The organism is Neobacillus sp. Fa239 (assembly GCF_055395235.1).
In genome coordinates this window covers 371,404-397,783 of the sequence record NZ_AP041611.1, presented here as the reverse complement: position 1 = coordinate 397,783, position 26,380 = coordinate 371,404, and the positions used below count along the sequence as shown (strand labels likewise).

Annotated in this window: 23 protein-coding genes and 1 pseudogene; 19 read left to right on the top strand and 5 right to left on the bottom strand. The window is 43.0% G+C overall.

The features are described from left to right. The first annotated feature begins 209 nt into the window (after positions 1–209). Entirely contained in the window at positions 210–1,748 is a 1,539-nt protein-coding gene (locus ACZ5XR_RS01945) for an SGNH/GDSL hydrolase family protein (protein ID WP_464500038.1), read from the top strand. Between the two features lie 177 nt (positions 1,749–1,925). Next, on the top strand, positions 1,926–2,888 hold the full coding sequence (locus tag ACZ5XR_RS01940) for a D-2-hydroxyacid dehydrogenase (RefSeq protein ID WP_464500037.1): 963 nt from the start codon (positions 1,926–1,928) through the stop codon (positions 2,886–2,888). A gap of 48 nt (positions 2,889–2,936) precedes the next feature. Here ACZ5XR_RS01940 and ACZ5XR_RS01935 read toward each other — a convergent pair whose 3' ends face one another. Beyond that, positions 2,937–5,672, bottom strand: a complete 2,736-nt coding sequence (locus tag ACZ5XR_RS01935) for a GTP-binding protein (RefSeq protein ID WP_464500036.1) — start codon at positions 5,670–5,672, stop codon at positions 2,937–2,939. A 369-nt stretch (positions 5,673–6,041) separates the two neighbouring features. On the opposite strand from ACZ5XR_RS01935, the gene ACZ5XR_RS01930 reads away from it, so the two are divergent. Next, positions 6,042–6,551 (top strand): hypothetical protein, encoded by a 510-nt coding sequence (locus ACZ5XR_RS01930; protein WP_464500035.1) that lies wholly within the window; start codon positions 6,042–6,044, stop codon positions 6,549–6,551. A gap of 76 nt (positions 6,552–6,627) precedes the next feature. Here ACZ5XR_RS01930 and ACZ5XR_RS01925 read toward each other — a convergent pair. Next, positions 6,628–6,855, bottom strand: a pseudogene (locus tag ACZ5XR_RS01925) (peptide ABC transporter ATP-binding protein); the annotation flags it as partial. 776 nt (positions 6,856–7,631) lie between these two features. Between ACZ5XR_RS01925 and ACZ5XR_RS01920 the strand changes: the two are divergent. From ACZ5XR_RS01920 to leuD, 14 genes are all read left to right on the top strand, one after another. After that, the gene (locus ACZ5XR_RS01920; RefSeq protein WP_464500034.1) at positions 7,632–7,799 is read left to right on the top strand and encodes a Fur-regulated basic protein FbpA; all 168 of its coding nucleotides are present in this window, start codon (positions 7,632–7,634) and stop codon (positions 7,797–7,799) included. Positions 7,800–7,922: 123 nt separating this feature from the next. Further along, the gene (locus ACZ5XR_RS01915) at positions 7,923–8,255 is read left to right on the top strand and encodes a MerR family transcriptional regulator (RefSeq protein ID WP_464500033.1); all 333 of its coding nucleotides are present in this window, start codon (positions 7,923–7,925) and stop codon (positions 8,253–8,255) included. A gap of 241 nt (positions 8,256–8,496) precedes the next feature. Beyond that, positions 8,497–9,759, top strand: coding sequence for an ammonium transporter (locus tag ACZ5XR_RS01910; protein ID WP_464500032.1), 1,263 nt, complete (start codon positions 8,497–8,499; stop codon positions 9,757–9,759). 78 nt (positions 9,760–9,837) lie between these two features. Next, positions 9,838–10,824 carry a DUF294 nucleotidyltransferase-like domain-containing protein gene (locus ACZ5XR_RS01905; protein ID WP_464500031.1) on the top strand — a complete coding sequence of 329 codons (987 nt, stop codon included), beginning with the start codon at positions 9,838–9,840 and terminating at the stop codon, positions 10,822–10,824. Continuing rightward, entirely contained in the window at positions 10,802–11,542 is a 741-nt protein-coding gene (locus tag ACZ5XR_RS01900) for an exonuclease domain-containing protein (protein ID WP_464500030.1), read from the top strand. Before ACZ5XR_RS01905 ends, ACZ5XR_RS01900 begins: the two co-directional genes overlap by 23 nt. 355 nt (positions 11,543–11,897) lie before the next feature. Beyond that, positions 11,898–12,806 carry a branched-chain-amino-acid transaminase gene (gene ilvE / locus ACZ5XR_RS01895; RefSeq protein ID WP_464502193.1) on the top strand — a complete coding sequence of 303 codons (909 nt, stop codon included), beginning with the start codon at positions 11,898–11,900 and terminating at the stop codon, positions 12,804–12,806. 11 nt (positions 12,807–12,817) lie between these two features. After that, complete coding sequence (ilvD, locus tag ACZ5XR_RS01890) at positions 12,818–14,485, top strand: dihydroxy-acid dehydratase (protein ID WP_464500029.1); 1,668 nt, start codon at positions 12,818–12,820, stop codon at positions 14,483–14,485. Between the two features lie 498 nt (positions 14,486–14,983). Continuing rightward, the gene (gene ilvB, locus ACZ5XR_RS01885) at positions 14,984–16,708 is read left to right on the top strand and encodes an acetolactate synthase large subunit (RefSeq protein ID WP_464500028.1); all 1,725 of its coding nucleotides are present in this window, start codon (positions 14,984–14,986) and stop codon (positions 16,706–16,708) included. Further along, positions 16,705–17,226: an acetolactate synthase small subunit gene (gene ilvN, locus ACZ5XR_RS01880; protein WP_464500027.1), complete on the top strand. Its 522-nt coding sequence runs from the start codon at positions 16,705–16,707 to the stop codon at positions 17,224–17,226. Before ilvB ends, ilvN begins: the two co-directional genes overlap by 4 nt. 26 nt (positions 17,227–17,252) lie before the next feature. Further along, on the top strand, positions 17,253–18,284 hold the full coding sequence (gene ilvC / locus ACZ5XR_RS01875; protein ID WP_464500026.1) for a ketol-acid reductoisomerase: 1,032 nt from the start codon (positions 17,253–17,255) through the stop codon (positions 18,282–18,284). Further along, the gene (locus ACZ5XR_RS01870; protein ID WP_464500025.1) at positions 18,271–19,815 is read left to right on the top strand and encodes a 2-isopropylmalate synthase; all 1,545 of its coding nucleotides are present in this window, start codon (positions 18,271–18,273) and stop codon (positions 19,813–19,815) included. Before ilvC ends, ACZ5XR_RS01870 begins: the two co-directional genes overlap by 14 nt. 24 nt (positions 19,816–19,839) lie before the next feature. Then, entirely contained in the window at positions 19,840–20,946 is a 1,107-nt protein-coding gene (gene leuB, locus ACZ5XR_RS01865) for a 3-isopropylmalate dehydrogenase (RefSeq protein WP_464500024.1), read from the top strand. 71 nt (positions 20,947–21,017) lie between these two features. Then, positions 21,018–22,436, top strand: a complete 1,419-nt coding sequence (leuC, locus tag ACZ5XR_RS01860) for a 3-isopropylmalate dehydratase large subunit (protein WP_464500023.1) — start codon at positions 21,018–21,020, stop codon at positions 22,434–22,436. 1 nt (position 22,437) lies between these two features. Next, positions 22,438–23,022 carry a 3-isopropylmalate dehydratase small subunit gene (leuD, locus tag ACZ5XR_RS01855; protein ID WP_464500022.1) on the top strand — a complete coding sequence of 195 codons (585 nt, stop codon included), beginning with the start codon at positions 22,438–22,440 and terminating at the stop codon, positions 23,020–23,022. A gap of 447 nt (positions 23,023–23,469) precedes the next feature. Here leuD and ACZ5XR_RS01850 read toward each other — a convergent pair whose 3' ends face one another. Together ACZ5XR_RS01850 and ACZ5XR_RS01845 are read right to left on the bottom strand one after the other, a co-directional pair. Continuing rightward, on the bottom strand, positions 23,470–23,610 hold the full coding sequence (locus ACZ5XR_RS01850) for a hypothetical protein (protein WP_464500021.1): 141 nt from the start codon (positions 23,608–23,610) through the stop codon (positions 23,470–23,472). A gap of 344 nt (positions 23,611–23,954) precedes the next feature. Beyond that, positions 23,955–24,269 carry a DUF3892 domain-containing protein gene (locus ACZ5XR_RS01845; RefSeq protein WP_464500020.1) on the bottom strand — a complete coding sequence of 105 codons (315 nt, stop codon included), beginning with the start codon at positions 24,267–24,269 and terminating at the stop codon, positions 23,955–23,957. 149 nt (positions 24,270–24,418) lie between these two features. Here ACZ5XR_RS01845 and ACZ5XR_RS01840 point away from each other — a divergent pair, with 149 nt between their 5' ends. After that, positions 24,419–24,874 (top strand): VanZ family protein, encoded by a 456-nt coding sequence (locus ACZ5XR_RS01840; RefSeq protein ID WP_464500019.1) that lies wholly within the window; start codon positions 24,419–24,421, stop codon positions 24,872–24,874. A 118-nt stretch (positions 24,875–24,992) separates the two neighbouring features. Here the strand turns inward: ACZ5XR_RS01840 and ACZ5XR_RS01835 are convergent, their stop codons facing one another. Next, positions 24,993–25,586, bottom strand: coding sequence for a DUF1836 domain-containing protein (locus ACZ5XR_RS01835; RefSeq protein ID WP_464500018.1), 594 nt, complete (start codon positions 25,584–25,586; stop codon positions 24,993–24,995). Positions 25,587–25,716: 130 nt separating this feature from the next. Between ACZ5XR_RS01835 and trhA the strand changes: the two genes are divergently transcribed. Then, positions 25,717–26,364: a PAQR family membrane homeostasis protein TrhA gene (trhA, locus tag ACZ5XR_RS01830; RefSeq protein ID WP_464500017.1), complete on the top strand. Its 648-nt coding sequence runs from the start codon at positions 25,717–25,719 to the stop codon at positions 26,362–26,364. The last annotated feature ends 16 nt before the right edge of the window (positions 26,365–26,380 follow it).

Genomic DNA, 26,380 nt, shown 5'->3' with positions numbered 1-26,380 from the left:
TCGCTCCTTTTAAGTTTTGTAATCGCTTATTACCTCTATCATATTGATAATTTTGAATTTTTAATCCAATCGTTACAAATTCCTTCGCTGCTAGTCCTTTTTATAGGCCATTTTGCATAAATTGTAGAATCATAAATGTTGAATATTCGGAAAAGAGAAAATTATAATAGATTTTGATAGTAAAATATACATAGTAGGAGGGAATATTTTTGAAGCTTAAAAGATTGTCGATTTTATTTGTACTTATGCTAGCCATGAATACCTTCTTTTCATCTTTTACATTTGCAGATGCTCCAACCAAGAAAAGCCTTGTCGCATTAGGGGATTCTATTACCCATGGCTGGAATCTCGGGGATGACCATAGTTTCAATCAACCCATAAATGAGCAGGCCTTTCCTTATTTGATTCAAAATACGAAGTACACCGTATCCAAAAACATCAGCGGTGGGGGTTGGAAAACAACCGATTTATTAACTGCAATGAGTACACCTGAGAATATTGAATCTATTAAAAATGCAGATTTGATTACTTTAGACATTGGAAATAATGATTTATTACAGGTTCCAGAAGTGGGACAAATTCTGGCAGGGCTTAAAGCGAACCCGCCAGTGCCGCCAACTCAAGAGCAAATCGCGGCAGCAACAAAAGCATTAACCGATGTGATTACAAACCAATTACCTCAAAATCTAACAGCGTTAATCGGCTTTATAAAAGCTCAAAACCCGGATGCGCCCATTATTTTTTACAACCTGTATAACCCCTTTGGTGTAAATGCCGGTCCGCTGCATGATCTTGGCCAAACCGTAATCCCGGCAGCCAATAAAGTCATCGCTGGAGTTTCCGCTGCCTCAGGCAGTTTTACAGCAGATGCCTTTACAGCTTTTGATGGACACCAATCAGACTATGTACTTCCTGGAGATATTCATCCTACTATTCTTGGACACCAAGTACTTGCCGGTTTAGCCAATGATATTTTAACAACGCTTGGATTTGACATCACCTTAACACCTTCAACAACAGAAGCAACTACGGGCCCTGTAACCATTAATGTTTCCACGGATGCAAAAGAAGTGGTTCAAATGAAATGGCTGGAAGGTGAAAAAACCGCTGCCGACTTTGAGAATGGTGCCGGGACAGATATTACCGATAATAAGTTTGATGTAACGAAAAATGGTAAATATACCGTTTATGTCATGGACCGTAACGAACATGTAAATGTACAGGTGCTTGATATTACCAATATCACAACGCCTGAACCAAAAGATTTCACGATTGACTTAACGCCGTCCACAACGGACCCGACACCAGGCCCTGTAACGATCACGGTATCTACAACAGCTGAAAAAGTAGTTGAGATGAAGTGGCTGGAAGGCGAAAAAACCGTTGCTGACTTTGCCAATGCGGGAACCGACCTTAAGGATCATAAATTTGACGTAACGAAAAATGATAAGTACACCGTTTATGTCAAAGACGGCAATGGTCTAGAAAAAGTAAAGGTAATTGATATCAGCAATATAACAGCTGATGATTCAGGAAATGGCGGTAGCGATAATCAAGGGGATAATGGGAATGGAAATGGGACTCCGACTCCGACCGATACTCATACACCTCAAACCGATACAGGAAATAGTTTACCGGAAACCGCTACTCCTATTTACAATTATCTCGCTATTGGACTAGCCTTCATTTTGGCAGGATTAATTTCGATGAAAGTACAGCAAAATCGCAGACGACGAGAGAATCTGTAGATAAATGAAAAGGGTCTGACCCCCATGATTAACACTCAATATATAGCGCTTTAACGATTATTTAGCTATACATTGACGTTGTGGGGTCTGACCCTTTTGTTTTCGGAAAGCCTCTTTTTTCACATTTTAGGATAATTTCGTTATGATTAATGGATCAAGTTTACACGGAGGGTTACGATGCAAAAAAGGAAAATGGTTATTACTCACACTATCGATCCACTTCATTACGCGCAAATCCAAGCAATCATTCCTGACTGGGAGTTAATCGTTGGAAAAGAACAAACGGTCTGGCAGGACCATCTGATCGATGCCGAAATCATTGCCGGATGGAAAAAAGGGATGGCCGCTGCTTGCCTTGCACCTGATTCCAAGCTTAAATGGCTGCAATCCTGGAGTGCCGGAGTCGATTCGATGCCGCTCGAGTTGCTGGAATCAAAGAGCATTTTTTTAACCAGTGCCAACGGGGTTCATGCTTATCCTATTTCTGAAACGATTTTTGCGTTCATGCTTGGGATGACGAGAAAGCTTCACACGTATGTTAAAAATCAGCAAACCAAGACATGGCACCATGCAAATATGGGAATGGAAATGCACGAAAAAACAATTGGTATTATCGGGGTTGGCGCCATCGGAAAAGAAACAGCCAAAATTGCAAAAGCCTTTGGCATGCATGTCATCGGGGTTCGCCAATCGGGTAAACCAGAGGAATATGTGGATGAAATGTATACAACCACTCACTTGAACCTAGTGCTCCCCAACTGTGATTATGTTGTCGTCACATTGCCGCATACAAAGGAAACGCATCAACTATTTGGAGAAAAGCAGTTTCAACAAATGAAGCCTTCTGCCTTTTTCATAAATATTGGTCGCGGAGAAATTGTCGTGGAACGGGACTTGGTGCAAGCCTTAAACGAAGGGGCCATTGCCGGCGCAGGGCTTGATGTATTTGAAACCGAGCCGTTAAATGCCGATAGCCCATTATGGGAAATGGAAAATGTCATCATTACACCCCACACATCCGGTTCAACCGTAAATTATAATAAACGGGTAATTGAAAACATCCTCATCCCGAATCTAAAACAATATATCTCTGAGGAAACACCTTCTATTAACCTTGTTGATTATGTGAAGGGATACTAATACCACAAGAAAAGGAAGATGCGATTCGCACCTTCCTTTTTGCATCGACTAGTAAATGGTCTGCAGCCCTTTTCCCGCAATGGTCATCCATTCAAACTGGCGAAGTCTTACTTCAAATAGCCTTAATGGATCACGGAACATTTCCGGGTTGGTATTCATCTTTTGGAGCAGTTCCCGGTTGTTCTGCACATCCGCCTTCGCTTCTTCAATCGCTTTATTTAACAAAGCAGCTGGGTTTCTAAAGAATAAGGTAATATCACGCTCTAACGATTTTTCAAAAAGCTCAAACTGCTGGAAAAATTGCCTTGATACCAGCTCTACTGTCTCGGCATAGTTTTCATTTTCAACAAATGCTTTGTATTTATTATAGACTAGTGCCTTATTATGCGATAAAGCTCCCAACAATTTACCCGCACTTTTTAATAGAAATTGTGAGGCGGTTCGACGCAGCAAAATCTTCACTTCCTCTAAGTGGAAAGCGGTGGTCATACGGTCGGTATCCCGCTGCCAATCTTCCAGAACCTTAAAATCACAATCGAGCTTGATTCGCTCTTCGCCGAATAGGATGTTAAAGCCTTCGCTCATATCATCCAAAAAGCCTTGACTCTGCTCAAACTCTTCTTTCGCCTTGCCAATCCATCCCTGTAACAGTGAATAATATTTAAGCAGCACCGCTCGATTAAAATAATCTTGAATTCTTTTATTCATTTCTTTATTCAACTCGATATGAATATTGCTAAAGTTACTATCTTCACGGATTAACGTTGAACAATCCCGGAGCATCTTCGGAACAGTCTCGGAAATATCCTTCTGAATCTCTTCTTTAATGGAACGGTAAGACCTTGAAATCACCGTTGTTTTTTGCGACTCTGCATCGTTTAGCTGGTTTAAGGCTCCTGTTAATTTCGCCGCCATATCTTCATTCCAACGAATCGATTCCATTAACTGATTTTCCACATCAATTCGTTTTTGCAACAGCTTCGTAATCGTCGAGCGAATGAAAAATAACAACTTCGCCAATCGTTTATCTTTTAAGTTTCGAACATTTTTGATGGAATGAATATATCCTTTTAATTCACTGAGCTTTGAATTTTTCGCTGAATAGGCAAACACCTTCGACTCCGGCAAATAAAGGCTGATCTCTGCCCGCGTCTCTTCAAATATGCGCAATGCCTCTTGCTCATTTGGAATGGTGTCCATTTTATTCAGTAGAAAATGAATTGGAATTTCCGGTGCCTGATCATGGATTTGCGAAAGAATGGCCCGTTCTTTATCTGTAAACGGTTCATTGGCATCCAAAACAAATAGCACTGTGTCAGCAGCATGTATTTGCTGCACCACTTCATATTGATTTCCATTTAGTCCTGGAGTATCCATAACCGCCAATTTCAACTCTTGTAAGAAAGAATTTGGCTCTCTAAACTCAAAGATTGATTCCAAAGCATTCCGCCGTCGATCAAGTTTTTCTTGCAACTCAGGAACGCCTGGAAGCAAGGTTGTTTCTTTATCGGTTACTTCACAAATGTCTAACATTAAAGAGTTTTTAAACTGAACCATCGAAGGAGTTGGACCATCCTGCAGTTCATCCCCCAGAATCGAGTTTACGATGGCCGATTTTCCAGAGCCGCTTAACCCTACAAATAACAAATGATAGGTATCAAAATCAGTTAATTGCTCGATCGTCCATTTTAAATGATTATTTGCCCCCATATCATGTGTTTGTGCCCACGCTAAGATCGAATCAAAAAGCTTCAAGCATTCTTCTAATTCATCGATATTATTTTCAATTTTACCGATAAGATTTTCCGCTTCACTCACGATTGACCCGCTGATACTTGCAGGAAAAAGCTCATTCCATGATAATACTGCCGCTGAAGATATGACAACATGATCTGAATCGGAAATTCGCAGCCAGTTTGTCAGCAAATCCGGAACGAGGTCCTGTAAATTTTTAATAAAAAATCTTCCATCAATTAGGCCAAAATAGTTTTCTTTATAGAGATGGGAGAGCGCTTGCCAGGAATCGCTCCGGCCAATCTCAAAATTAAATAGCAAATGATTCAATTCTTTTAACCAATGAAAATAGGATTCTTCATTTTGGTAGCTCTTCCAAAGTGAAACAATCAGCTTCTGGAAAAGCTCTTGGTCTAAATTAAAAAGCACCATAAGGGCCCTGGAAAAATAGGCTGGATGTAGTGATGATGTTAACCCTTGTTTCACATAAGAATTAACAACCTCAAACCATTTTCTTGATTCGGTACGAATCCCTTCATTTACAGCAAGTTCAATGGCATGCTCCCAATCCTGCTTCTCCTCAAAAAAGGATTTGGCAATTTCAGTTACATTTGCGTAATCAGGGTTAGACTGAATTGTTTTTTTAATAACTGCAACAGCGGAGTCAATCTTGCCCCGTTCAAGATAGAGCGAGAATAATTGTAGGGACACCTCTGTTTTTAAGGTCAGCTGATCCGTATTGATACTACAATAAATATCTTCCGCCGTGGATAATTCCCCAAGCTCATAATAGGCATCAGCAATATTTTTTTTCGCCCAAGGCTCCAATTCATTAAAGACATTTTCCCATTTAAAAATGGCAGCTTCATAATCTTTATGATGAAAATATACTTCTCCCTGAGCAAATCGTATATGAGATAAATCCGGTATTTCCTTTTGCAGCTCCTCATGAAACGCTTCGCCAAGTGCACTGACTGGCTCAACCATTTCATGTTCATTTATGAACATTTCATAATAAGCTTTTTGAATTAAATTCGTTTCTATCGACAACTGTATTCCCTCCAATTGAAGCACTCTATGTCATTCATATGGAAAAGAGGCATAATTATTCCTCATACTATTCGGACACGGGGTCATTTATAAGACCATATTATATTAATTTTATCAAATTTTTTTTTAAAAACGATGTCAGCAGTATTTCATTTTGGAGACAAAGGCTGGGGGTTGGGGTGATTCCGCGGGTTTTTGAGTTAATTCCGCGAGTTCTTACCAGAATTCCGCGGGCTTTGGTATTAATTCCGCGCACTTTGCCCACATTTCCGCGGGTTTTAGAATCAATTCCGCAAAAACAATGTATGACTTCCTTTTCTCCTCCCGCTCAAAGTATAATGAGGACAAATACCTTAAGGAGTTTGTACGGTGGAAAAAGAACAAGCTATTATTTTAAGCAAATGTTTAGAAAAATGGGATGGGGCCAAGTATGAAATAACCAAGCTTCAAACCGTTAACGGGACGTTGCCGAAGTTTCATCAATGGACAAATGGAAAGCCCGTTATAGAAGGCTATCAGGTGACCCGCCCGGAAACCGGGACCGCCTACTTCCTTCTCTTTATCGATTGGCATCGTAATGATAACTATTATTTAGTGATTTATGCCCATGACAAGTCCACGACCCTTGCGGAGATTCGACGAGTGGAGGAACTCGAAGGCGTTCCACAGATTGTATGGACATACAACCCTTTAAAACGAGATGGAAAAAACAATCAGCGAAAGGCCTATTTTAAACAAATGTTTGGGTCGACGACCGTCGAGATTAAGCTTCCATCATCAGGTGCAGAGGTCGGGGGCTTTTTCGATCAATTGTTTCAGCTTTGTCAGAATCGGAAAAAAGCCGACAGGATTGTGGATGTATTTGATTTCGAATTGTAAAAGGGAACGTTGATCCCCTATTGATAACAAAAAACCGAAATTCCGACAGATCCTTCTTGTCAGAATTTCGTTTTTTTTACAAGACCTTACTTAAAAACGATTTTGTCCGGTCTTCCTGTGGGCTTTCAAATAATTCATTTGGAATATTTTCTTCGACAATGAAGCCGCCATCCATGAAAATCACACGGTCGCCTACCTCGCGAGCAAAGCCCATTTCATGGGTGACAACCACCATGGTCGTCCCTTCTTTAGCCAATTGCTTCATTACCTCTAAAACCTCTCCAACCATTTCAGGGTCAAGTGCGTATGAATGTGCCGGAATTTATATCCAATCTTTTAATGCATTACTATTTTAATCCGCTAAATAAGCACTATTAATATAGTGTTTATTCCCCTTAATTTTTTACCAAAAAAAGGAATCCCCCCTGTCAGAGTGCTGGCGATTCGGAATATCAGCATGCATTATGCATCATTATTCATATCGGACTGATTCTAATGGTTCTGATCAGCTTGCTGCCAATTGGTTAATGCAGATCTGGGCCAGTGTTACACATGGTATGTGGTATGCACGTTCAGCCGCCTTCATGTCTCGGCCGATCGTTCATCTCTTTGTCTGGCTCAGAATTATCGGCGATACAATTTTTGCTATTGGGGCATTAGCACTCACTTGGTTTATCCTGGAGCTCAAAACCGGCTGGTCCCTTTCAAGCGACAGGCTGGATTACGTTGAAACAGGCAGTAAAAAGGTGTAGCTGACGAAATTGACTTCTTTCTTCATAAGGATGAGATGACAGCATTGTCATCTCATCTTTTTGTACTTCTCCCATACTGTTTAAAAATATCATGTTAATTTTCCTAACAGCTTTGCTGACAAATACTCAAAAAATAGATAAGTTTTACCATACAAACCAATGAAGGGAAGATTAAAAATGTACTGTTTGAATGATATTAAATTGGCCGAGAAAATTTTGCTCCTGGATCGAATGCGAGACCAATTATATGAAGACCTGATGAAATCAATGGGGTCAAGAGCGCATGAATTGTTAAGATCACTCCAAAATCAATGAGGGGGGCTAAAGTATGTCTAAGCAATTACGAAAAGGCATCGAAACACTCAAACAATATTACATTAAAAAGTTAGTGGAAGGAGGGATTTATAACGCTACCGACCATCAAATATACTCCATGACTCTTAGTGAACTTGAAAAAATCATGGCAAAAGAATTCCCACACAAAATTAAACCGTAACAGTACCCCGTTTGTTTCTATTTATAAAAATTTATAGCCAAAACCCACTACATGTGAGAAAATGTAACATAAAATGTAAAGTATTTTCAATTTTCAAATATGGTAGGGGGTGACGAAAGAAAAGTGAATAAGGATTTGTCTTATAAAGATAAAAAGGTTATTACCATTGGGGTCGTGAGGGATCTCACCGGACTATCAGAAAGGCAAATACGCTACTACGAAGAGAGAAAACTCATTTTTCCTGACAGATCCCCTGGCGGAAGCCGAAAATATTCCTTTAATGACGTCGAATTGCTGATGGATATCGCCAATAAAATTGAAGATGGCATTCAAACCCATGAAATCAGAAGAGAAATGCTCAGAGAACAAAAGAAGCAAAATCAAGAAGAGATTCGCCGGAAAATGATCCAAGGCCAGCTCAATGCCCAATTCGGCCTGCGGAAAGGCCAAACATAACAACCTCATAACCTACCTCCAACCGCTCTCCTATACGAGAGCGGTTTTTCATTCGGTTCAACTGTCCACCTCAGATGGACAAATTAGGCAAAATGTCCACGAAAGGTGCCTGTCACCGAATCGCAATATTCCATGTTAGATTACCTTACATACTTATAGAATCTTATTCTTTTTCGTGTGAAAATACAATTACACTGAATGTTAAGAAAATTAACAAACTAAATTTATGGGAGGAATTTTATTGGATACTTTGTTTTTAATGAATAGTCTTTGGGTTATGCTGGGGGCTGTGCTGGTGATTTTGATGATTGGGGGCTTTATCCTTTTGGAAACGGGCTCCACTCGAATGAAAAATGCAGGACACATCGCCGGAAAAACAATTCTAACCTTCAGCATTGGATCCATTCTTTTTTGGGCGGTGGGCTATGGGCTAATTTTTGGCAAAGGAAATCTTTTCATTGGTTTGACAGATTTCTTTTATTCCGGCTATGACATAAAAGGCTTGCCACTCTCCGGTGCGGTCTTCTTTATGTTTCAACTAGCCTTTGCGGGCATCTCTTTAACCATTGCCTTCGGGGGTTTTGCAGAACGTGCTAAATTGAGTGCCTATCTTGTATTTGCTGTATTTTTCTCAACCTTTGTTTATCCACTTATTGCTCACTGGATTTGGGGCGGCGGCTGGTTAGCCAAACTCGGCCAGCAGGATTTCGCCGGCTCGACTGTTGTGCACTTAACTGGTGCTATCGCTGCACTTGCTGCAACCATTCTATTAAAACCGCGAATCGGAAAATTCAACAAGGATGGTTCCGCAAACCATATTTTAGGACACAATCAAGTCTTTACAGCCTTAAGTGTGTTACTGCTCTGGGTTGGATGGTTCGGTTTTAATGCAGGCAGCACTCTTTCTGTCGACAAAGGATTCTTTGGATTTGTTGCCCTAAATACAAATTTGGCTGCGGCCGCCGGAACCGTTGCCGCGATGATTATCTCCTGGATGGTAATGGGAAAGGCAGATGTACCAATGATGTTAAACGGAGCATTGGCCGGATTGGTCGCGATTACCGCTTCCTGTGCTTTTGTCGATACATGGGCCGCGATTGTAATTGGATTTATCGCAGGAATTCTCGTCTTTTACAGCATTCGTTTCTTTGAAAATCGAAAAATTGACGATCCAATCGCCGCCCTTTCTGTCCATGGAACGGCCGGGGTTTGGGGAACGCTTTCTACAGGCTTTTTCGCAACAAAAGAGCTTGCAACAGTTGGGAAACCCGGTTTATTTTATGGAGGTGGATTGCATCAGCTAGGGGTCCAAGCGATAGGAATCGCAGCCAGTGCTCTTTTCGCTTTTATCGTGTCATATATTATTTTATCCATCATGAAAAAAGCAATGAATGGACTCCGTGTAACAGAGGAAGAGGAAATCATCGGATTGGATATAAGTGAACATGGCAGCTATGGCTACCCTGAGCAATTAAAAATAAAGCACGAAGTTAAGGCTCAATGATTAAATTAGCGGTATCCCCTAATTACCACAAATGGGGATTGCCGCCTTATTTTGTTTTTTCGCCAAGGAGGAAAAAACATGGAGTTTCAAAGCTATTCCAAGATCCGCGATTATCGCGCAGAACAGATAAACGCGACAGCCTACAACCATTTCCAATTAAACGAACTGCATGAAAAATGTATAAAATATGCATTAAGTTTATCGATGAAACAAATGGCTGCACTTTACGGCCCCCCTCCCTCCCCCTTTTCTTTTTTTGTTATGGGGAGTGCCGGACGCTTTGAACAATCCGTTTGGAGCGACCAAGATCACGGGATCATTTATGAAAGTCAAAGTACCATTGCAGAAGCCTATTTTTTAGCCCTTGGGGAGGAGATAGCTAAAGGGCTTGATGAAGCAGGCTACCCTTATTGTGATGGCGATGTCATGGCCAGCCATCGATTATGGTGCAAATCACTTCCTGAATGGAGGCACCAGCTGGAAAAATGGCTCAATGAGTCCTCTTGGGAGTCGATTCGCCATCTCTTAATTTTTATGGACGGACGATCTGTTTATGGAGAAAACAGTTATATAAATCTACTAAAAGACTTCGTCTATCAAACGATTCACGAAAAGCAGTTACTCGCAAATGTACTCGGCAATACATCGTTTCACAAAAAAGGAATCAGCGTATTGGGTCAAATTTTAACAGAAACACACGGACCTCATTCCGGCACATTTAAAATCAAGGAAATAGCCATCTTACCGTTCGTAAATACCGTACGGCTTTTAGCCTTAAAGGAAGGAATCATGGAATCCTCTACCCTTTCCAGGCTCGACCAGCTCAATAATTTACGATCTTCCATTCCTGAAATTCCGTTATATAAACAACTGTTCTTAAAGCTATTAAACTTTCGGCTTTTATGGGGGGACCATTCTGATTATGAATCAGAGCATTATTTACCGATCGACCGCCTATCAAAGGAACAAAGAGAAGAGCTGAAGGCCATCCTCAAACAAAGTGAAACCTTTCAAAAAACAGTTAAAAAGATAGTGGAAAAGGGTGATCCATTTGGCCAGAAATGAAATGATTCAATTTTTCAAGCAGATTTCCGAAAAACTCGGGTCGAATATTTATGCAGGTTTTAAAGGACAAACTACGCCGCAGAGCATTGCCTTTATCAGACAGCTGCAAAAGGAATTGAGAGAAAGCAACTGCCTGGATACTCCCCTTCATAAAGTAAAGGTCGTAGTTTTTGATATGGAAACGACCGGTTTTTTTCCGGAGAAAGGCGACCAAATGATCTCAATAGGCGCGGTAAAGATGATTGGCCATCGGATTCAAGAAGAGCAGACCTTTTACTCACTGGTAAAATCTGACCGCCCACTATCAGACGAGCTCACATCCTTAACCAATATTAATCAGGAACAATTACAATCAGCTCCGGAAGCGGCAGAAGTCCTCCTGCAATTTTTCAAGTTTGCGAGCGGCCATATTCTTGTTGCCCATCATTCAAAGCACGAGCAGTCATTTATGCAGAAGATGACCTGGGATCTGCTTCGGACAAGATTTGAACATCGAGTCATCGACACCTCCTTCCTCATCCGGCTTGTAACCCCCTCTCAATCATCCTTACCGCTTGATACGGTCTGTCAGGGGTGCAATATCGAAATTAAAAATCGCCACCACGCTCTTGGGGATGCCATTTTGACGGCATATGTCTGGGGTCACTATTTACAAATTGCCATGAATATGGGTTTTGCCACTCTTCGCGAAATCTATGAATATATCGCAAAATTATGATTGTGCAAAAGAGAATCTTTCATTTCTCCTATCTTTCAGAACAGCCTCTCTCTCCTCCTTTGTCACAATTGTGATTCTTTTAAAAAATTTTTTAAAAAAGTTTTCACTCCTCTTTTTCCTTCTGTACCAATAATGAAAACGCTACCATATTTTCAAACAAATTTGAATTATCAGATTTTTATATTGACCATGTTTTTGATTGGAGGTATGATTACTGTCAATAAAACTTATATATGAAATTGGATAAGTCAAACAGCCTTCATTCATCTCTTTGCCGGGATGGGGCAAGGCTATTCTTTTATAACAAACTTTTATTCAATTAATGCGGTTTATCACTAAAGAGGAGTGGGTTATGTTGGGAAGTCAATGGATTTTCCTTGGCGGTGAATTCGTCAAGAAAGAGGATGCAGTAGTTTCAGTTTATGATCACGGCTTTTTATATGGAGATGGAGTATTTGAAGGCATTCGCGTTTATAGCGGCAATGTTTTCAGACTCGATGCACACTTAAAGAGACTTTACGAATCGGCACACTCCATTATGCTGAAAATTCCTTATACACAGGAAGAACTGACAGGATTAATCGTCGAAACGATTCGAAAAAACCAGCTGGAAAGCGCCTATATCCGGGTCGTAGTATCACGGGGCAGGGGCAATCTTGGTCTCGACCCTTCTTCTTGTTCACAGCCGCGCGTGATTATAATTGCTGAGGAATTATCCATGTTCCCTAAGGAATTCTATCAACGCGGGATTAGAATTGCTTCAGTCGCAAGCAGAAGAAACCGCCCGGATGTGCTGAGTCCTCAAATTAAATCGCTAAACTATTTAAATAATATCCTTGTAAAGCTTGAAGCCAACCAAGCCGGTGTGGAAGAAGCCTTGATGCTGAACGACCAGGGCTATGTAACGGAAGGTTCAGCAGATAATATTTTTATCGTAAAAAATGGCGTCCTCTTTACACCTCCTGTTTATTTAGGGGCACTTGAAGGAATCACCCGGAATGCCATTATTGACGTGGCAAGGGCTAAAGGATTAGAAGTACAGGAAAAACCTTTCACCAGACACGATGTTTATGTTGCAGATGAAGTGTTTTTAACAGGAACTGCCGTTGAAGTCATCGCTGTTATTGAAGTGGACCGACGCCAAATCAGCGACGGAAAACCAGGAACTGTGACCAACCAATTATTAGAGGAATTCAGAAAAATCGTAACAACCGACGGGGTCGCTTGTTACCCGGCAGAACCAAATCACGCAATTGTCAGTTAGGAGGCGCTAAAATGCGCAGCGATATGATTAAAAAGGGGATTGATCGGGCTCCCCACCGCAGCCTATTATACGCAACCGGGGTTAAAGTGAGTGACTTAGAAAAACCGTTTATCGGTGTATGTAACTCCTTTATTGAAATTATCCCAGGACACAAACACCTTAATCATTTCGGTGAAGTTGTAAAAGAAGCAATTCGGGAAGCAGGCGGGATTCCATTCGAATTTAATACCATCGGTGTTGATGATGGAATCGCCATGGGACATATCGGAATGAGGTATTCCCTCCCTAGCCGAGAAATTATTGCCGACAGTGCTGAAACTGTTATTAATGCACACTGGTTCGATGGCGTTTTTTATATTCCGAACTGTGACAAAATCACACCAGGAATGTTAATGGCGGCAGCCAGAACCAATGTCCCATCCGTTTTTGTCTCAGGCGGGCCAATGGAAGCAGGCGTTTCTTCTTCCGGAAGAAACCTTTCCCTTACTTCTGTTTTTGAAGGCGTTGGAGCCTATCATCAAGGGTCAATGAGTAAGCAAGAGCTGCTTGAAATTGAAACAAATGCCTGTCCGACATGCGGTTCCTGCTCAGGAATGTTTACCGCCAACTCGATGAACTGTTTGATGGAAGTTCTCGGGATGACCGTCCCGGGGAACGGAACCATTGTTGCTACATCCGACCAAAGGCATGAACTGATCCGCCAAGCCGCTAAACATTTGGTGGAATTGGTGAAAAATGATATTCGCCCTCGCGATATCATGACAAGAGAAGCATTCGATAATGCTTTTGCTCTCGATATGGCCATGGGCGGTTCGACTAACACGGTGTTACATACCTTGGCAATCGCCCATGAAGCCGGGATTGAATACGATTTACGCGATATTAATAAGATTGCTGAAAAAGTTCCTTATTTAGCAAAAATTATGCCGGCCTCCGACTACTCGATGGATGATGTCCATCAGGCGGGCGGTGTAAGTGCCATTCTGAATGAGCTGTTCCAAGTGAATGGTGCTCTTCATAAGGGCTGTCTCACCATCACAGGAAAAACGCTGGAGGAAAATGTTGCGGGTGCTGAAATTACCAATGAAAAGGTTATTCGCCGCAAGGAAAATCCTTACAGTCCGGTTGGCGGGCTCTCCATTTTATATGGAAACATTGCCCCGGATGGCGGAGTCATTAAAGTTGGTGCTGTCGATCCATCGATTAAAACCTTCCTTGGTGAGGCCATTGTTTTTGACTCCCAGGACGAGGCACAGGAAAACATCAATAATGGCACTGTTAAGCCAGGCCATGTAGTGGTCATTCGCTATGAAGGTCCAAAAGGCGGTCCGGGAATGCCGGAAATGCTTGCTCCAACATCAGCGATTGCCGGCCGCGGCTTAGATAAGGAAGTTGCTTTGATTACCGACGGACGCTTCTCTGGAGCGAGCCGCGGGATTTCAATCGGACATATTTCACCGGAAGCCGCAGAGGGCGGCCCAATTGCCCTAGTGGAAAATGGCGATCAAATCTTAATTGATTTACAGGGACGCTCCATTGAGCTCCTTGTTGATGAAGAGGTTTTGGCGGAAAGACGCCGCTTATGGCAAAAGCCGGAGCCAAAAATTAAATCTGGTTATCTTGCAAAATACGCAAAGCTTGTTACCTCTGCCAATACTGGCGGAGTCATGAAAATATAGGGATCACTTAGTACCCCTCCCCTTCCATAGCGAAGTCAAGGTACTATCACCGAAAAAAGAATATTCAAATCGATGACGGGAATAAAGGAATAGGATTTTTGTATTTTCAGAGAGCCGGGGTTGCTGTGAGCCCGGCAATACAACCTTTCCGACATCATCCCTGAGTGTTGAGCTGAACGGCTTTTACTAGTAGGCTCAATCGGGTGCAGATCTTAGGCACCTGTTACAAAAAGAAGCGCATGTTTCCATTCCAAACGCTTCATAAGGCAGTATTCGTGAGGATACTGTAAAAACCGGGTGGTACCGAGAAAAAGAAGGCTCTTTTCTCCCCGATTATTCTGCTTTAGTTCTTTTGACTGCAGTTTATTCGGAGAGAATTGGGCCTATTTGATTTTTTCACAAAAATTGAAGGTTATTCTACAAAAATTGAAGACTATTCTACAAAATGCCTGCTTGAACCAAGCACTACCAAAAAACACCCTAAGGAGGGATTACGACGTGAAAGTTGAAGCAAAACTGGAATTCCAAACCAGTACCGCACCGAAAACCGGTGCTGACCTTCTCATTGAACTATTGCTTAAAGAAGGGGTTGATACCATATTTGGGTATCCCGGAGGTGCAGTCCTGCCGATTTATGACGCCATTTGGCGGGCGCAAGGATCGATTAAGCACATCCTTTTCCGTCACGAGCAAGGGATGATCCATGCTGCTGAAGGATATGCCCGAATTACCGGTAACCCTGGTGTTGTCCTTGCGACATCCGGGCCTGGAGCAACCAATCTGGTGACCGGAATTACAGATGCAATGATGGATTCCTTACCGCTCGTTGTATTCACCGGGCAGGTTGCACGCAGCGTGATTGGAACAGATGCCTTCCAAGAAGCAGATGTGGTCGCGATCACGACCCCAATTACGAAGCATAATTACCAAGTGCAATCAGTCGAGGATTTGCCAAGAATCGTAAAGGAGGCCTTTCATATTGCTTCTACCGGCCGGCCTGGTCCTGTCGTAGTCGATATCCCGAAGGATATTTCTTCAGAAGTTCTTTTCGAAGAACTAAAGGAAGCAGAAATTCATTTACCCGGCTACCAGCCGACAACAAAACCGAATCCGCTGCAAATTAAAAAGCTCGCTGAAGCCCTTACGAAAGCGAAAAAACCGGTTATCCTTGCCGGTGCCGGCGTCCTTCACGGCAAGGCTTCAGCAGAATTAACGGCATTCGCTGAGAAGCACAACCTCCCAGTCGTCAACACCCTGCTTGGACTGGGCAGCTTCCCTGCCGAAAGTCCCCTTTCATTAGGAATGGGCGGTATGCACGGGACTTATGCCGCAAACATGGCCTTATACGAATCAGATTTACTAATCAATTTCGGGGCACGGTTTGATGACCGCCTAACAGGCAATCTTCAGCACTTTGCACCAAATGCAAAAGTTGCCCATATTGACATTGATCCGGCGGAAATCGGCAAGAATGTTCCAACACAGATACCAATCGTTTCTGATACAAAAGAAGCATTGGTTGAGCTTTTGGCACAGGCAGATGAATCACCACAACACAATGAATGGCTAGAAACACTGGCAAAGTATAAAAAAGAGTATCCGCTTTGGTATAAACACAGCACCAATGGAATGTGTCCGCAATGGCTCATTGAAGCGATTCATAAAGTCACAAACGGTGATGCCATTGTCGCTACTGACGTTGGCCAGCACCAAATGTGGGCCGCCCAGTATTACCAATTTAACAAGCCGCATCGTTGGATCACATCCGGTGGCCTTGGAACAATGGGATTTGGCTTCCCTGCTGCAATCGGCGCTCAATTAGCCGCACCGGAAAGCACCGTGGTCGCAATCGTTGGCGATGGCGGATTCCAAATGACCTTACAGGAGCTATCCGTCATCCAGGAAAGAAACCTGCCGGTCAAAATCATCATTGTCAACAATGGAGCGCTTGGAATGGTCCGCCAATGGCAGGAGCTGCTATATGAAAATCGGATTTCCGAATCCTTGCTCCACTGCCAGCCGGATTTTGTCAAACTTGCTGAAAGCTATTCCATCCGCGGTATGAGAATTGATACCCAAGAAGAGTTGGTCGCTTCTCTGCCAGAAGTATTTGCCTACGATGGACCCGTCCTGTTGGATTGCCGGGTACTGCAGCAGGAAAAGGTCTTCCCAATGATCGCACCTGGCAAAGGATTACATGAAATGATTGGGGTGAAACCATGAAACGGATTATAACGGCCACGGTTCAGGATCGCAGCGGTGTCCTAAACCGTGTCACCGGCCTCCTCTTGAGACGGCAGTTTAATATCGAAAGTATCTCAGTCGGCAAAACAGAAATCGAAGGAATTTCGAAAATGACCCTTGTGGTGGAGATAGAAGATGCCCAGCGTCTCGAGCAGGTTACGAAACAATTAAACAAGCAAATTGATGTTTTAAAAGTTTCCGATATTACCGACAAAGCGATCGTGGCCAGGGAATTAGCCTTAATCAAGGTAGCGAGCAGCTCCCAGCTGCGCAGTGAAATAAACGGGATTATTGACCCCTTCCGCGCCGTGATCATTGATGTCAGTAAAGATAGCTTAGCTGTTCAAATCACCGGGAAACCGGAAAAAATCGATGCCTTAATTGAGTTACTTCGCCCATACGGCATTAAAGAGATTGCCCGCACAGGCCTTACCGCCTTCTTGCGTGGGCACCAGCCGCAAGTAAATGAATTGGCAGCATATTCACTATTAAAATAACAACTATTCCTGAAAGGATGATAAAAATGGTAAAAGTACTTTATAACGGAGATATTCAAGAAGAGGTTTTACAAGGAAAAAAAATCGCAGTCATCGGATACGGCTCTCAAGGACACGCACATGCACTGAACTTAAAGGAAAGCGGTTTTGATGTAGTAGTTGGTTTAAGAGGCGGCAAGTCTTGGGATAAAGCGGTAGAAGATGGTGTTGACGTCCGGTCGGTTGCTGAAGCAACTGCAGTGGCAGATGTGGTGATGGTTCTCCTTCCGGACGAACTTCAGCCAAAGGTTTACGAAGAAAGCATTAAAGAAAACCTTCAGCCAGGAAATGCCTTAGTATTCGCACACGGATTCAATATTCATTTTTCACAAATTGTCCCGCCTGCTGATGTTGACGTATTCTTAGTGGCTCCAAAAGGACCAGGACATTTAGTCCGCCGTACCTATTCTGAAGGCGCTGGAGTTCCTGCCCTTTATGCCGTGTATCAGGACTACACCGGTCAAGCACGTGAAACTGCCCTAGCATATGCAAAAGGAATTGGCGCAGCTCGTGCAGGTGTATTAGAAACGACGTTCCAAGAAGAAACCGAGACAGATCTTTTCGGAGAGCAAGCTGTCCTTTGCGGCGGTACTACTGCCCTAATTAAAGCAGGCTTCGAAACGCTTGTAGAAGCCGGTTATCAGCCAGAGGTTGCTTACTTCGAATGTTTACATGAATTGAAATTAATTGTGGACCTTCTCTATGAAGGAGGACTTGAAAACATGCGTTATTCCATCTCCGACACCGCACAATGGGGCGATTTCGTTTCCGGACCGCGTGTAGTCAACGAAGATACAAAAGCTAGAATGAAAGAAATTTTAAAAGATATCCAAACCGGTGTGTTCGCAAAAGGCTGGATCTTGGAAAACCAGGCAAACCGTCCGCAATTCAATGCCATTAATCGCAGTGAAAACAACCATCCAATTGAAACGGTTGGCCGTGAGCTTCGTGCTTTAATGCCATTTATTAAAAAACCAGTAAATGCGAAAAAGGAAGTGGTGGTAAATGGTTCACGTTAACATTTTTGATACAACGTTGCGCGATGGTGAACAGTCTCCTGGTGTGAATTTAAACCAACTTGAAAAATTGGAAATCGCCAGGCAGCTAGAAAAATTTGGCGTTGATATTATGGAGGCCGGCTTCCCGGCTTCCTCCCAAGGTGATTTTGAAGGGGTTCGACGCATCGCCCGAACGATCAAAAATGTTTCCATTGCCGGCCTTGCCCGAGCGACGAAATCGGATATTGACATTGCCTGGGATGCCTTAAAGGAAGGCGCCGAGCCAAGATTGCATATTTTCCTTGCTACCTCCCCTATTCACATGAAATATAAGCTCAATAAAACACCTGAACAGGTTACAGAGCTCGCGGTAGAAATGATTTCTTATGCAAGAAAGAAATTCCCGCATGTTGAATGGTCTGCTGAGGATGGTTCGCGAACCGACTTAGACTTTCTTGCAAAGATCATTGAAAAAGTAATCGATGCGGGCGCAACCGTGATCAATATCCCTGATACGGTTGGTTATGCTACCCCGGAAGAATATGGACGGATTTTCCGCTATATAAGAGAAAATGTGCCGAATATCCATAAGGTTACCTTGTCCGCCCATTGTCATGATGACTTGGGGATGGCTGTTGCCAATTCCCTTGCCGCTATCGAAAATGGCGCTACCCAAGTGGAAGGCACCATTAACGGTATCGGTGAACGAGCAGGAAATGCTTCCTTGGAAGAAATCGCGGTTGCCCTTAATATCCGCCATGATAAATATCCTTTTACCAATAATTTAGTATTAAATGAAATCAAACGTACCAGTGACCTTGTCAGCCGTTTTACAGGAATGCTCGTCCCTCCTAATAAAGCGGTTGTCGGCAAAAATGCTTTTGCTCATGAGTCCGGCATTCATCAAGATGGTGTTCTGAAGCATGCTTCCACCTATGAAATTATTACACCTGAGCTTGTCGGTGTTAAATCCAATGATTTGGTACTTGGTAAACACTCCGGCCGACATGCCTTTAAAGATAAAATCGAGCAAATGGGCTTTGAATTATCAAATGAACAGGTCAATGAGGCCTTTACATCCTTTAAACAATTAACAGATCGGAAAAAAGAAGTAACGGACGAGGATTTGTTTACGATTTTAACAGATATTCAAACCAATGTAGTCGATGTAAAAAAATATGAGCTTGTCGCCTTCCAAGTCCAATACGGTTCCGCCAACCTGCCGACAGCAACCGTGGCCCTTACGACTCCTGAAGGTATTCGAGTCGAAACAGCCTGCACTGGTTCAGGTAGTGTCGAGGCACTTTGCAACACGCTGGAGGCATTAATTAAAGAAGAAATTCACCTTACCGACTTCCGTTTGAGCTCTGTTGGTCAAGGCCGCGATGCTCTTGCTGAGGTTCATGTAAAAATGACCGTGAATGGTTCTTCTGTCAGCGGGCGCGGCTCGGCACAGGATGTATTGGAAGCTTCGGCTAAAGCCTTTCTAAACGCAGTTAATCGGGTATTTTATAAACAAAGAGCTGTTTTAAAAGAAACAGCCACTATATAAAAACAAAAATGAGGAGGGTTCTCGATGAAAAAGCATATTGTTTTACTTCCAGGTGATGGAATCGGTAAGGAAGTTATTGAATGCGCCAAGGACGTTTTAATTGCTATTGCAGAAGAATTTAATCACTCTTTCAGCTTCGAAAGCCATGATATTGGAGGAGCAGCCATAGATTTTCACGGAACTCCTCTGCCGGATGCAACGGTTGAAGCTTGTAAACAAGCGGATGCCGTTCTATTAGGTGCTGTGGGTGGACCAAAATGGGATCAAAACCCCTCCCATTTACGCCCGGAGCGCGGATTGCTTGGCATTCGCAAGGCACTTGATTTATATGCAAACTTACGGCCAATCAAAGGCTTTAAAAATTTGCTTCACGCCTCTCCATTAAAAGAGGAAGTAATAGCTGGCAGCGATATGCTTATTGTCCGCGAACTAACAGGCGGCCTCTATTTTGGAACGCCTAGTGAGCGGCGTGACGGCGGTCAGTCTGTAGTCGATACGCTTGCCTATTCCCGCAAAGAGATTGAGAGAATTGTAGACAAAGCTTTTCAAGCTGCTCGAGCCAGACGCGGCCACCTAACTTCTGTCGATAAAGCCAATGTACTGGAATCCAGCAAACTATGGCGTGAAATCGTGGAGGAGAAAAAGGCTGAGTACCCTGACGTTGTAGTTGAGCATGCCTTAGTCGATTCAACAGCCATGAAGTTAATTACAAACCCTACTCAGTTTGACGTCATTGTCACCGAGAATATGTTTGGCGATATTTTAAGTGATGAGGCTTCTGTGTTAACAGGTTCATTAGGAATGCTTCCTTCCGCCAGCCTGCGCGAGGATGGGGTTGGCCTTTACGAACCTGTACACGGCTCAGCACCTGACATTGCCGGCAAAGGTGTAGCCAATCCGATTGCGATGATTTTATCTGCAGCGTTAATGCTAAGGTATTCATTCGGATTAGAACTAGAGGCACGATTAATTGAAGCTGCTGTTCAATCAGTTCTCGATGCCGGATACCACACTGGAGATCTAAAAGTAACAGATGGCCGCCTTGTTGGCACTTGGGAAATGTCGAGACTAATTGCCGATTATATCAAGTCACAAAATGCATCTAAATGCATCATGAGCTGCTACGTATAATTGTTTCCGCCGGGCTTCCTATCACGCCTGGCGGTTTCCCTTAAAAAATATGAAATGTGAGGAAGGAAGCTATGCAAACACCAAAAAATATTATCCAAAAAATTTGGGAACAGCATCTTGTCCATCAAGAAGAAGGCAAGCCGGATCTACTATATATTGATTTGCACCTCGTTCACGAAGTAACCTCTCCACAGGCATTTGAAGGATTACGCATAAATGGGCGAAAAGTCCGCCAGCCAGAGAGAACCTTTGCGACCATGGACCATAACGTGCCTACTCGCAACCGCAGTGTAATCAAAGATCCTGTCTCGAAAAATCAAATCGATACACTTCAGAAAAACTGTGAAGAATTCGGCATTCCACTGGCAGGAATTAATCACCCTGATAACGGAATTGTTCACGTTATCGGCCCTGAACTAGGTCTTACCCAGCCGGGAAAAACCATCGTCTGCGGCGACAGCCATACCTCTACACATGGTGCCTTCGGTGCATTGGCATTCGGAATTGGTACAAGCGAAGTCGAGCATGTTTTAGCCACGCAAACACTTTGGCAGGCACCTCCAAAAACGCTCAATGTAAAGGTAAACGGAAAGCTTGGGACTGGTGTAACCGCCAAGGATTTGATTTTGGCGATCATCGGAAAATTCGGCGTACAATTCGGAACAGGCTATGTGATGGAATATACAGGTGAAGCGATTCGCGGTCTTTCAATGGAAGAGCGGATGACCGTTTGCAATATGTCGATTGAAGCCGGCGCCAGAGCAGGTCTCATTACTCCGGATGAAACAACATTTGAATACTTAAAAGGCAGACGCCATGTTCCTCAAGGGGAAGACTTTGACAAAGCAGTTGAAAAATGGCGCGCCCTTGCCACGGATGAAGGTGCGGGTTATGACGCCGTTGTTGAAATCGAAGCCTCTGAGGTCGAGCCGCAAGTAACCTGGGGTACAAACCCGGGTATGTGTATCCCGATTACAGCGTCCGTGCCAAATCCGGATGACGCTGTAAAGGCCAGTGAAAAGGATGAAATCAACCGCGCCCTTGAATATATGGGTCTTAAAGCCGGGGAGCCAATCTCTAGCGTGAAAATTGACCATGTATTTATCGGATCCTGCACCAATTCACGGTTAAGCGATTTACGCAAAGCGGCTGAAGTGGTACGCGGACACAAGGTAAACCCTTCCGTTACCGCGATCGTAGTTCCCGGTTCCTTCAGTGTCAAGCTCGCTGCTGAAAAAGAAGGGCTGGATAAAATTTTTACAGAAGCAGGTTTTGAATGGCGCGAAGCCGGCTGCAGCATGTGTTTGGCCATGAATGATGATATCCTTTCACCAGGCGACCGCTGTGCTTCTACTTCCAACCGGAATTTTGAAGGCCGTCAAGGAAATGGGGCCCGCACCCACCTTGTGAGCCCGGAAATGGCAGCTGCTGCCGCTGTTGCAGGACACTTTGTCGATGTCCGCCAATTTACTGCCCAGGAGGTTTATTAACATGGAACCGCTACGCACGCATAAAGGCCTTGTCTATCCATTAAATCGATCAAATATCGATACCGACCAAATTATCCCGAAACAATTTTTAAAGCGAATTGAGCGCAGTGGCTTCGGGCAATTCTTGTTTTATAACTGGCGCTTTGATGAAAATGGAAATCCTCGCGAAGATTTTTCATTGAATGATGTAAAATACAAAGGGGCATCCATAATTGTTGCCGGAGAGAACTTTGGCTGCGGCTCATCCCGTGAACATGCTCCATGGGCTGTTCAGGATTTCGGTTTCAGAGTGATCATCGCTCCAAGCTATGCCGATATTTTTAAAAACAATTGTGTAAAAAATGGGATCCTCGCGATTCAAGCGAGCGAATCGGAGGTTCAAACGATCATCAAACGCGCGGAATCAGAGGATTACACGTTAACGGTAAATCTCGAGGAACAAGTGGTTTCCGATGGCGAGGGCTTTGAAGTTAAATTTGATATTGCCCCTTACCCTAAACAAATGCTGCTGAACGGCTGGGATGAGATTGGTGTTACCTTGAATTATGAAGATAAAATTAGGGATTTCGAGCTGGCGCACCAATAAATAATAGCTTTGAATTCGTAGGAATGACGTACGCAGGCGCGTACGTCATTTTTTTTCATCATTTCGGTGCACGTTGAACCTTGCTACGTGACCGGGGTCTCTCTGTTTTCATCATTACGGTCACGTAGGACCTCGCTACGTGACCGGGGACCCTCTTCTTCCATCAGTATAGACACGTAGAATCCCTCTACGTGACCGGGGACACTCTGTTTTCATTATTACGGGCACGTAGAACCTCGCTACGTGACAGGGGTCTCTCTTCTTCCATCAGTTTAGGCACGTAGAATCCCGCCACGTGATCGGGGACACTCTGTTTTCTTTATTACGGGCACGTAGAACCTCGCTACGTGACCGCTACATCTCTTTTTTCATCAATATGGTCACGTAGGACCTCCCTACGTGACCGCTACATCTCTTTTTTCATCAGTATGGGCACGTAGGACCTTGCTACGTGACCGCTACATCTCTTTTTTCATCAGTATGGGCACGTAGGACCTCTGTGACCCTAGACTCTCTTTTTTCATCCGTACGGGCACGTAGAATCTTTCTACGTGACCGGGACCTCTCTCTTTTCATCCGTACGGGCACGTAGAACCTCCCTACGTGACCACGACCTCTCTTTTTTCATCCGTACGGGCACGTAGGACCTTCCTACGTGACCAAGGCCTCTCTTTTTTCATCCGTACGGGCACGTAGAGCCTCCCTACGTGACCGGGCCTTCTCTGTTTTCATCTGTACAGGCACGTAGGACCTTGCTACGTGACCAGGACCTCTCTTTTTCCATCATTACGATCACGTAGAATCTCGCTACGTGACCGAGCCATCTCTCTTTTTATAAGTACGGGCACGTAGTATCTCCCTACCTGACCGCAGCCTCTCTTTTTTCATCATTCCGGTTAGTACGTCCTCCATCAATCCTATTTAAGTTTATATTAAAATTCTGGTAAATGATCAAGGTTATTTTCTTTAATACCATCCGGCTCGCTTCGGATGATATCCCGGCCATATTTATGGAAGACATCAACATGGGCAATCATTCCCGCCTTGGCATCATGTAAAGCCGTAATGTAATCAAGCTCCCGGCCCGTACTTGTCTTAAATGCAATGATGTCCCCATCATTGTTTTTACGAACAGCAACGAACTCTTCTTTTCCGTTCGAGTTACTTTGCCCCGCTTCCATTTGGGCTTGCTCCTCACTTTGCTGCTTATATTCTTCATAAATTTTTTCAAAGTCTTGATTTTCCATCCATTCCACCTCCGAACATACGTTTAGTATTTTTCCATTTTTAAAATTTATCCAAAGAAATAAACTCAAGCGGAATAATAAAAACAATTGTTTAGTTTTATACACTCGCGCCCAAACTGGTAATGGACATTATTTAGGAGCTCGGATTTATGAATCATCAAAATACAACGGTTATAATCAATTCCAAAAAGAAAAATATCTCTATTAAACTATTCATGATTTTAATTTGGGCAATCTTTTTATCCATCAATACCTGGACAAAGGATTTAGAGTCGCTGCTAAATTTCCAATATGTAGGGTTCGTCTGGGATCCCTCGCCTAATTTTTTGTCATTCTTTTATTTTTATGATTTCAACTTGATCCACCCAAACTTTATAATCATCAAGACTGGTCATTTTATAGGTTTTGCCATCATGGACCTGCTTATTTATAACCTGATCAGAAGCCATAAAGTATCAATTGGAATATCAGTGACCTTTGCGTTTGGAACCGAATTTCTACAGCTCTTTTGGGGCAGAGACGGTAGATTTTATGACCTATTAATCGACACATTCGGAATACTCACGGTCTATTTCCTATTTAAAACACTTAAAAAAGCAAAATAGCTAGAATAACCGCACTGTCCACCCGACACGGACAAACATGGGTGTTTTGTCCACGAACGGTGCCTGTCACTTAATTTAAGCGAATCGCCGACAATAAAAAAAGCGTCAAAGATTTCTTTCATCTTTGACGCTTTCCTTCTTTTTCAATGACTATTCCATCCACTAATTTCTCGGCAGCTCTTCGAAATAAATTACTCATATGAATGAATGAGGCAATCATTAACACCTGCTCCAGATATGGTGAAGATTCATCCTGAATTCCGGACACTTCTTCATTCACTTCTTTCAATCGTTCCTGAAGCTCCCTTTGGAAATCCTCGATATTTCGGCTGGTTAAGTTAAGGTAACTTGTGTAGAAAGAATCCAGGTCGATTTCTTCTTTCATAATCATCTTATTGATTCCGTCTAGGGTGACCTTTATATCATTGATGGATAGGCCCCCTTTTAGTTGATAAATCAAGCTCATTAAAATGAGATGATCCTTTGAATATTTTTTATTTTGGATTGGAAAAATAAGTTTGCCTTTTACATAGTTGTTGATCATTGTTTTGGTTAGGACCTTTTCGTCCTCATTCCGTTTTGATTCGCCGAATTTATTTTCAAAAAGCTGGATGACTTGATCCATGTACAAATCAAGCTTTGGAATTTCCTCTAACGTAAGGCTGGTTCCCAGGCTAATCTGTTCCATCACTTTCTCTAAATCCTTCATCATAAAACCCCGATCTCATTAATATCTAATATCATTATATCGAATGATATTAGTATTGACTAGTAGTTGTTTTGTTAGTATGATTATATGTAGTTATCAAAACTACATATCGCGTTAGGAGGAATTCGAAAGCATGAATAGTTATATTCGAGAACCAATCAATGGGCTGACTCATTTGGCAGGAGCAATTTTAGCGTTTGTCGGGCTTATTGCCATGGTGATTAAAGCTTCCATGACCACTACATCCTCACTGGCTATCGCATCCGTCATTATTTTTGGAGTAAGCATGATCCTGCTATATTCAGCATCTGCTACCTATCACATGGTGATTGCCCGTGATAAAGTCATTGCCTACTTACGGCGCCTCGATCATTCGATGATTTTTGTGTTAATCGCCGGAACCTACACGCCTTTTTGTTTTATTAGTTTAAATGGGAAAACGGGATGGATTTTGTTTTCAATTATTAGTGGAGTCGCCATTTGCGGAGTCGTATTTAAAATGATGTGGTTTGAATGCCCTCGCTGGATTTCGACGGGACTATATATTGCTATGGGCTGGATGATTGTGTTTGTTTCCACCCCCTTATCCAGCCGTTTAAACCCGCTTGGACTGTTCCTCCTTTTTCTTGGAGGGATCTTTTATACGATTGGCGGCGTGATTTACGGTGCTAAGCCAAAATTTCTACAGCTGAAGTATATGGGCTTTCATGAAATTTTTCATGTGTTAATTTTGCTTGGAAGTTTAGCCCATTTCTTATGTGTCTTCCTTTTTGTCATTTAAAATAATCGGCCGACGG

Excerpts from the sequence above, each read along its gene's own strand:
- ACZ5XR_RS01940 (WP_464500037.1), top strand. The coding sequence starts at position 1,926 with ATGCAAAAAAGGAAAATGGTTATTACTCACACTATCGATCCACTTCAT.
- ACZ5XR_RS01920 (WP_464500034.1), top strand. The coding sequence starts at position 7,632 with ATGTCTAAGCAATTACGAAAAGGCATCGAAACACTCAAACAATATTAC.
- ACZ5XR_RS01905 (WP_464500031.1), top strand. The coding sequence starts at position 9,838 with ATGGAGTTTCAAAGCTATTCCAAGATCCGCGATTATCGCGCAGAACAG.
- ilvD (WP_464500029.1), top strand. The coding sequence starts at position 12,818 with ATGCGCAGCGATATGATTAAAAAGGGGATTGATCGGGCTCCCCACCGC.
- ilvN (WP_464500027.1), top strand. The coding sequence starts at position 16,705 with ATGAAACGGATTATAACGGCCACGGTTCAGGATCGCAGCGGTGTCCTA.
- ilvC (WP_464500026.1), top strand. The coding sequence starts at position 17,253 with ATGGTAAAAGTACTTTATAACGGAGATATTCAAGAAGAGGTTTTACAA.
- ACZ5XR_RS01870 (WP_464500025.1), top strand. The coding sequence starts at position 18,271 with ATGGTTCACGTTAACATTTTTGATACAACGTTGCGCGATGGTGAACAG.
- leuB (WP_464500024.1), top strand. The coding sequence starts at position 19,840 with ATGAAAAAGCATATTGTTTTACTTCCAGGTGATGGAATCGGTAAGGAA.
- leuC (WP_464500023.1), top strand. The coding sequence starts at position 21,018 with ATGCAAACACCAAAAAATATTATCCAAAAAATTTGGGAACAGCATCTT.
- leuD (WP_464500022.1), top strand. The coding sequence starts at position 22,438 with ATGGAACCGCTACGCACGCATAAAGGCCTTGTCTATCCATTAAATCGA.
- ACZ5XR_RS01845 (WP_464500020.1), bottom strand. The coding sequence starts at position 24,269 with ATGGAAAATCAAGACTTTGAAAAAATTTATGAAGAATATAAGCAGCAA.
- ACZ5XR_RS01840 (WP_464500019.1), top strand. The coding sequence starts at position 24,419 with ATGAATCATCAAAATACAACGGTTATAATCAATTCCAAAAAGAAAAAT.
- ACZ5XR_RS01835 (WP_464500018.1), bottom strand. The coding sequence starts at position 25,586 with ATGATGAAGGATTTAGAGAAAGTGATGGAACAGATTAGCCTGGGAACC.
- trhA (WP_464500017.1), top strand. The coding sequence starts at position 25,717 with ATGAATAGTTATATTCGAGAACCAATCAATGGGCTGACTCATTTGGCA.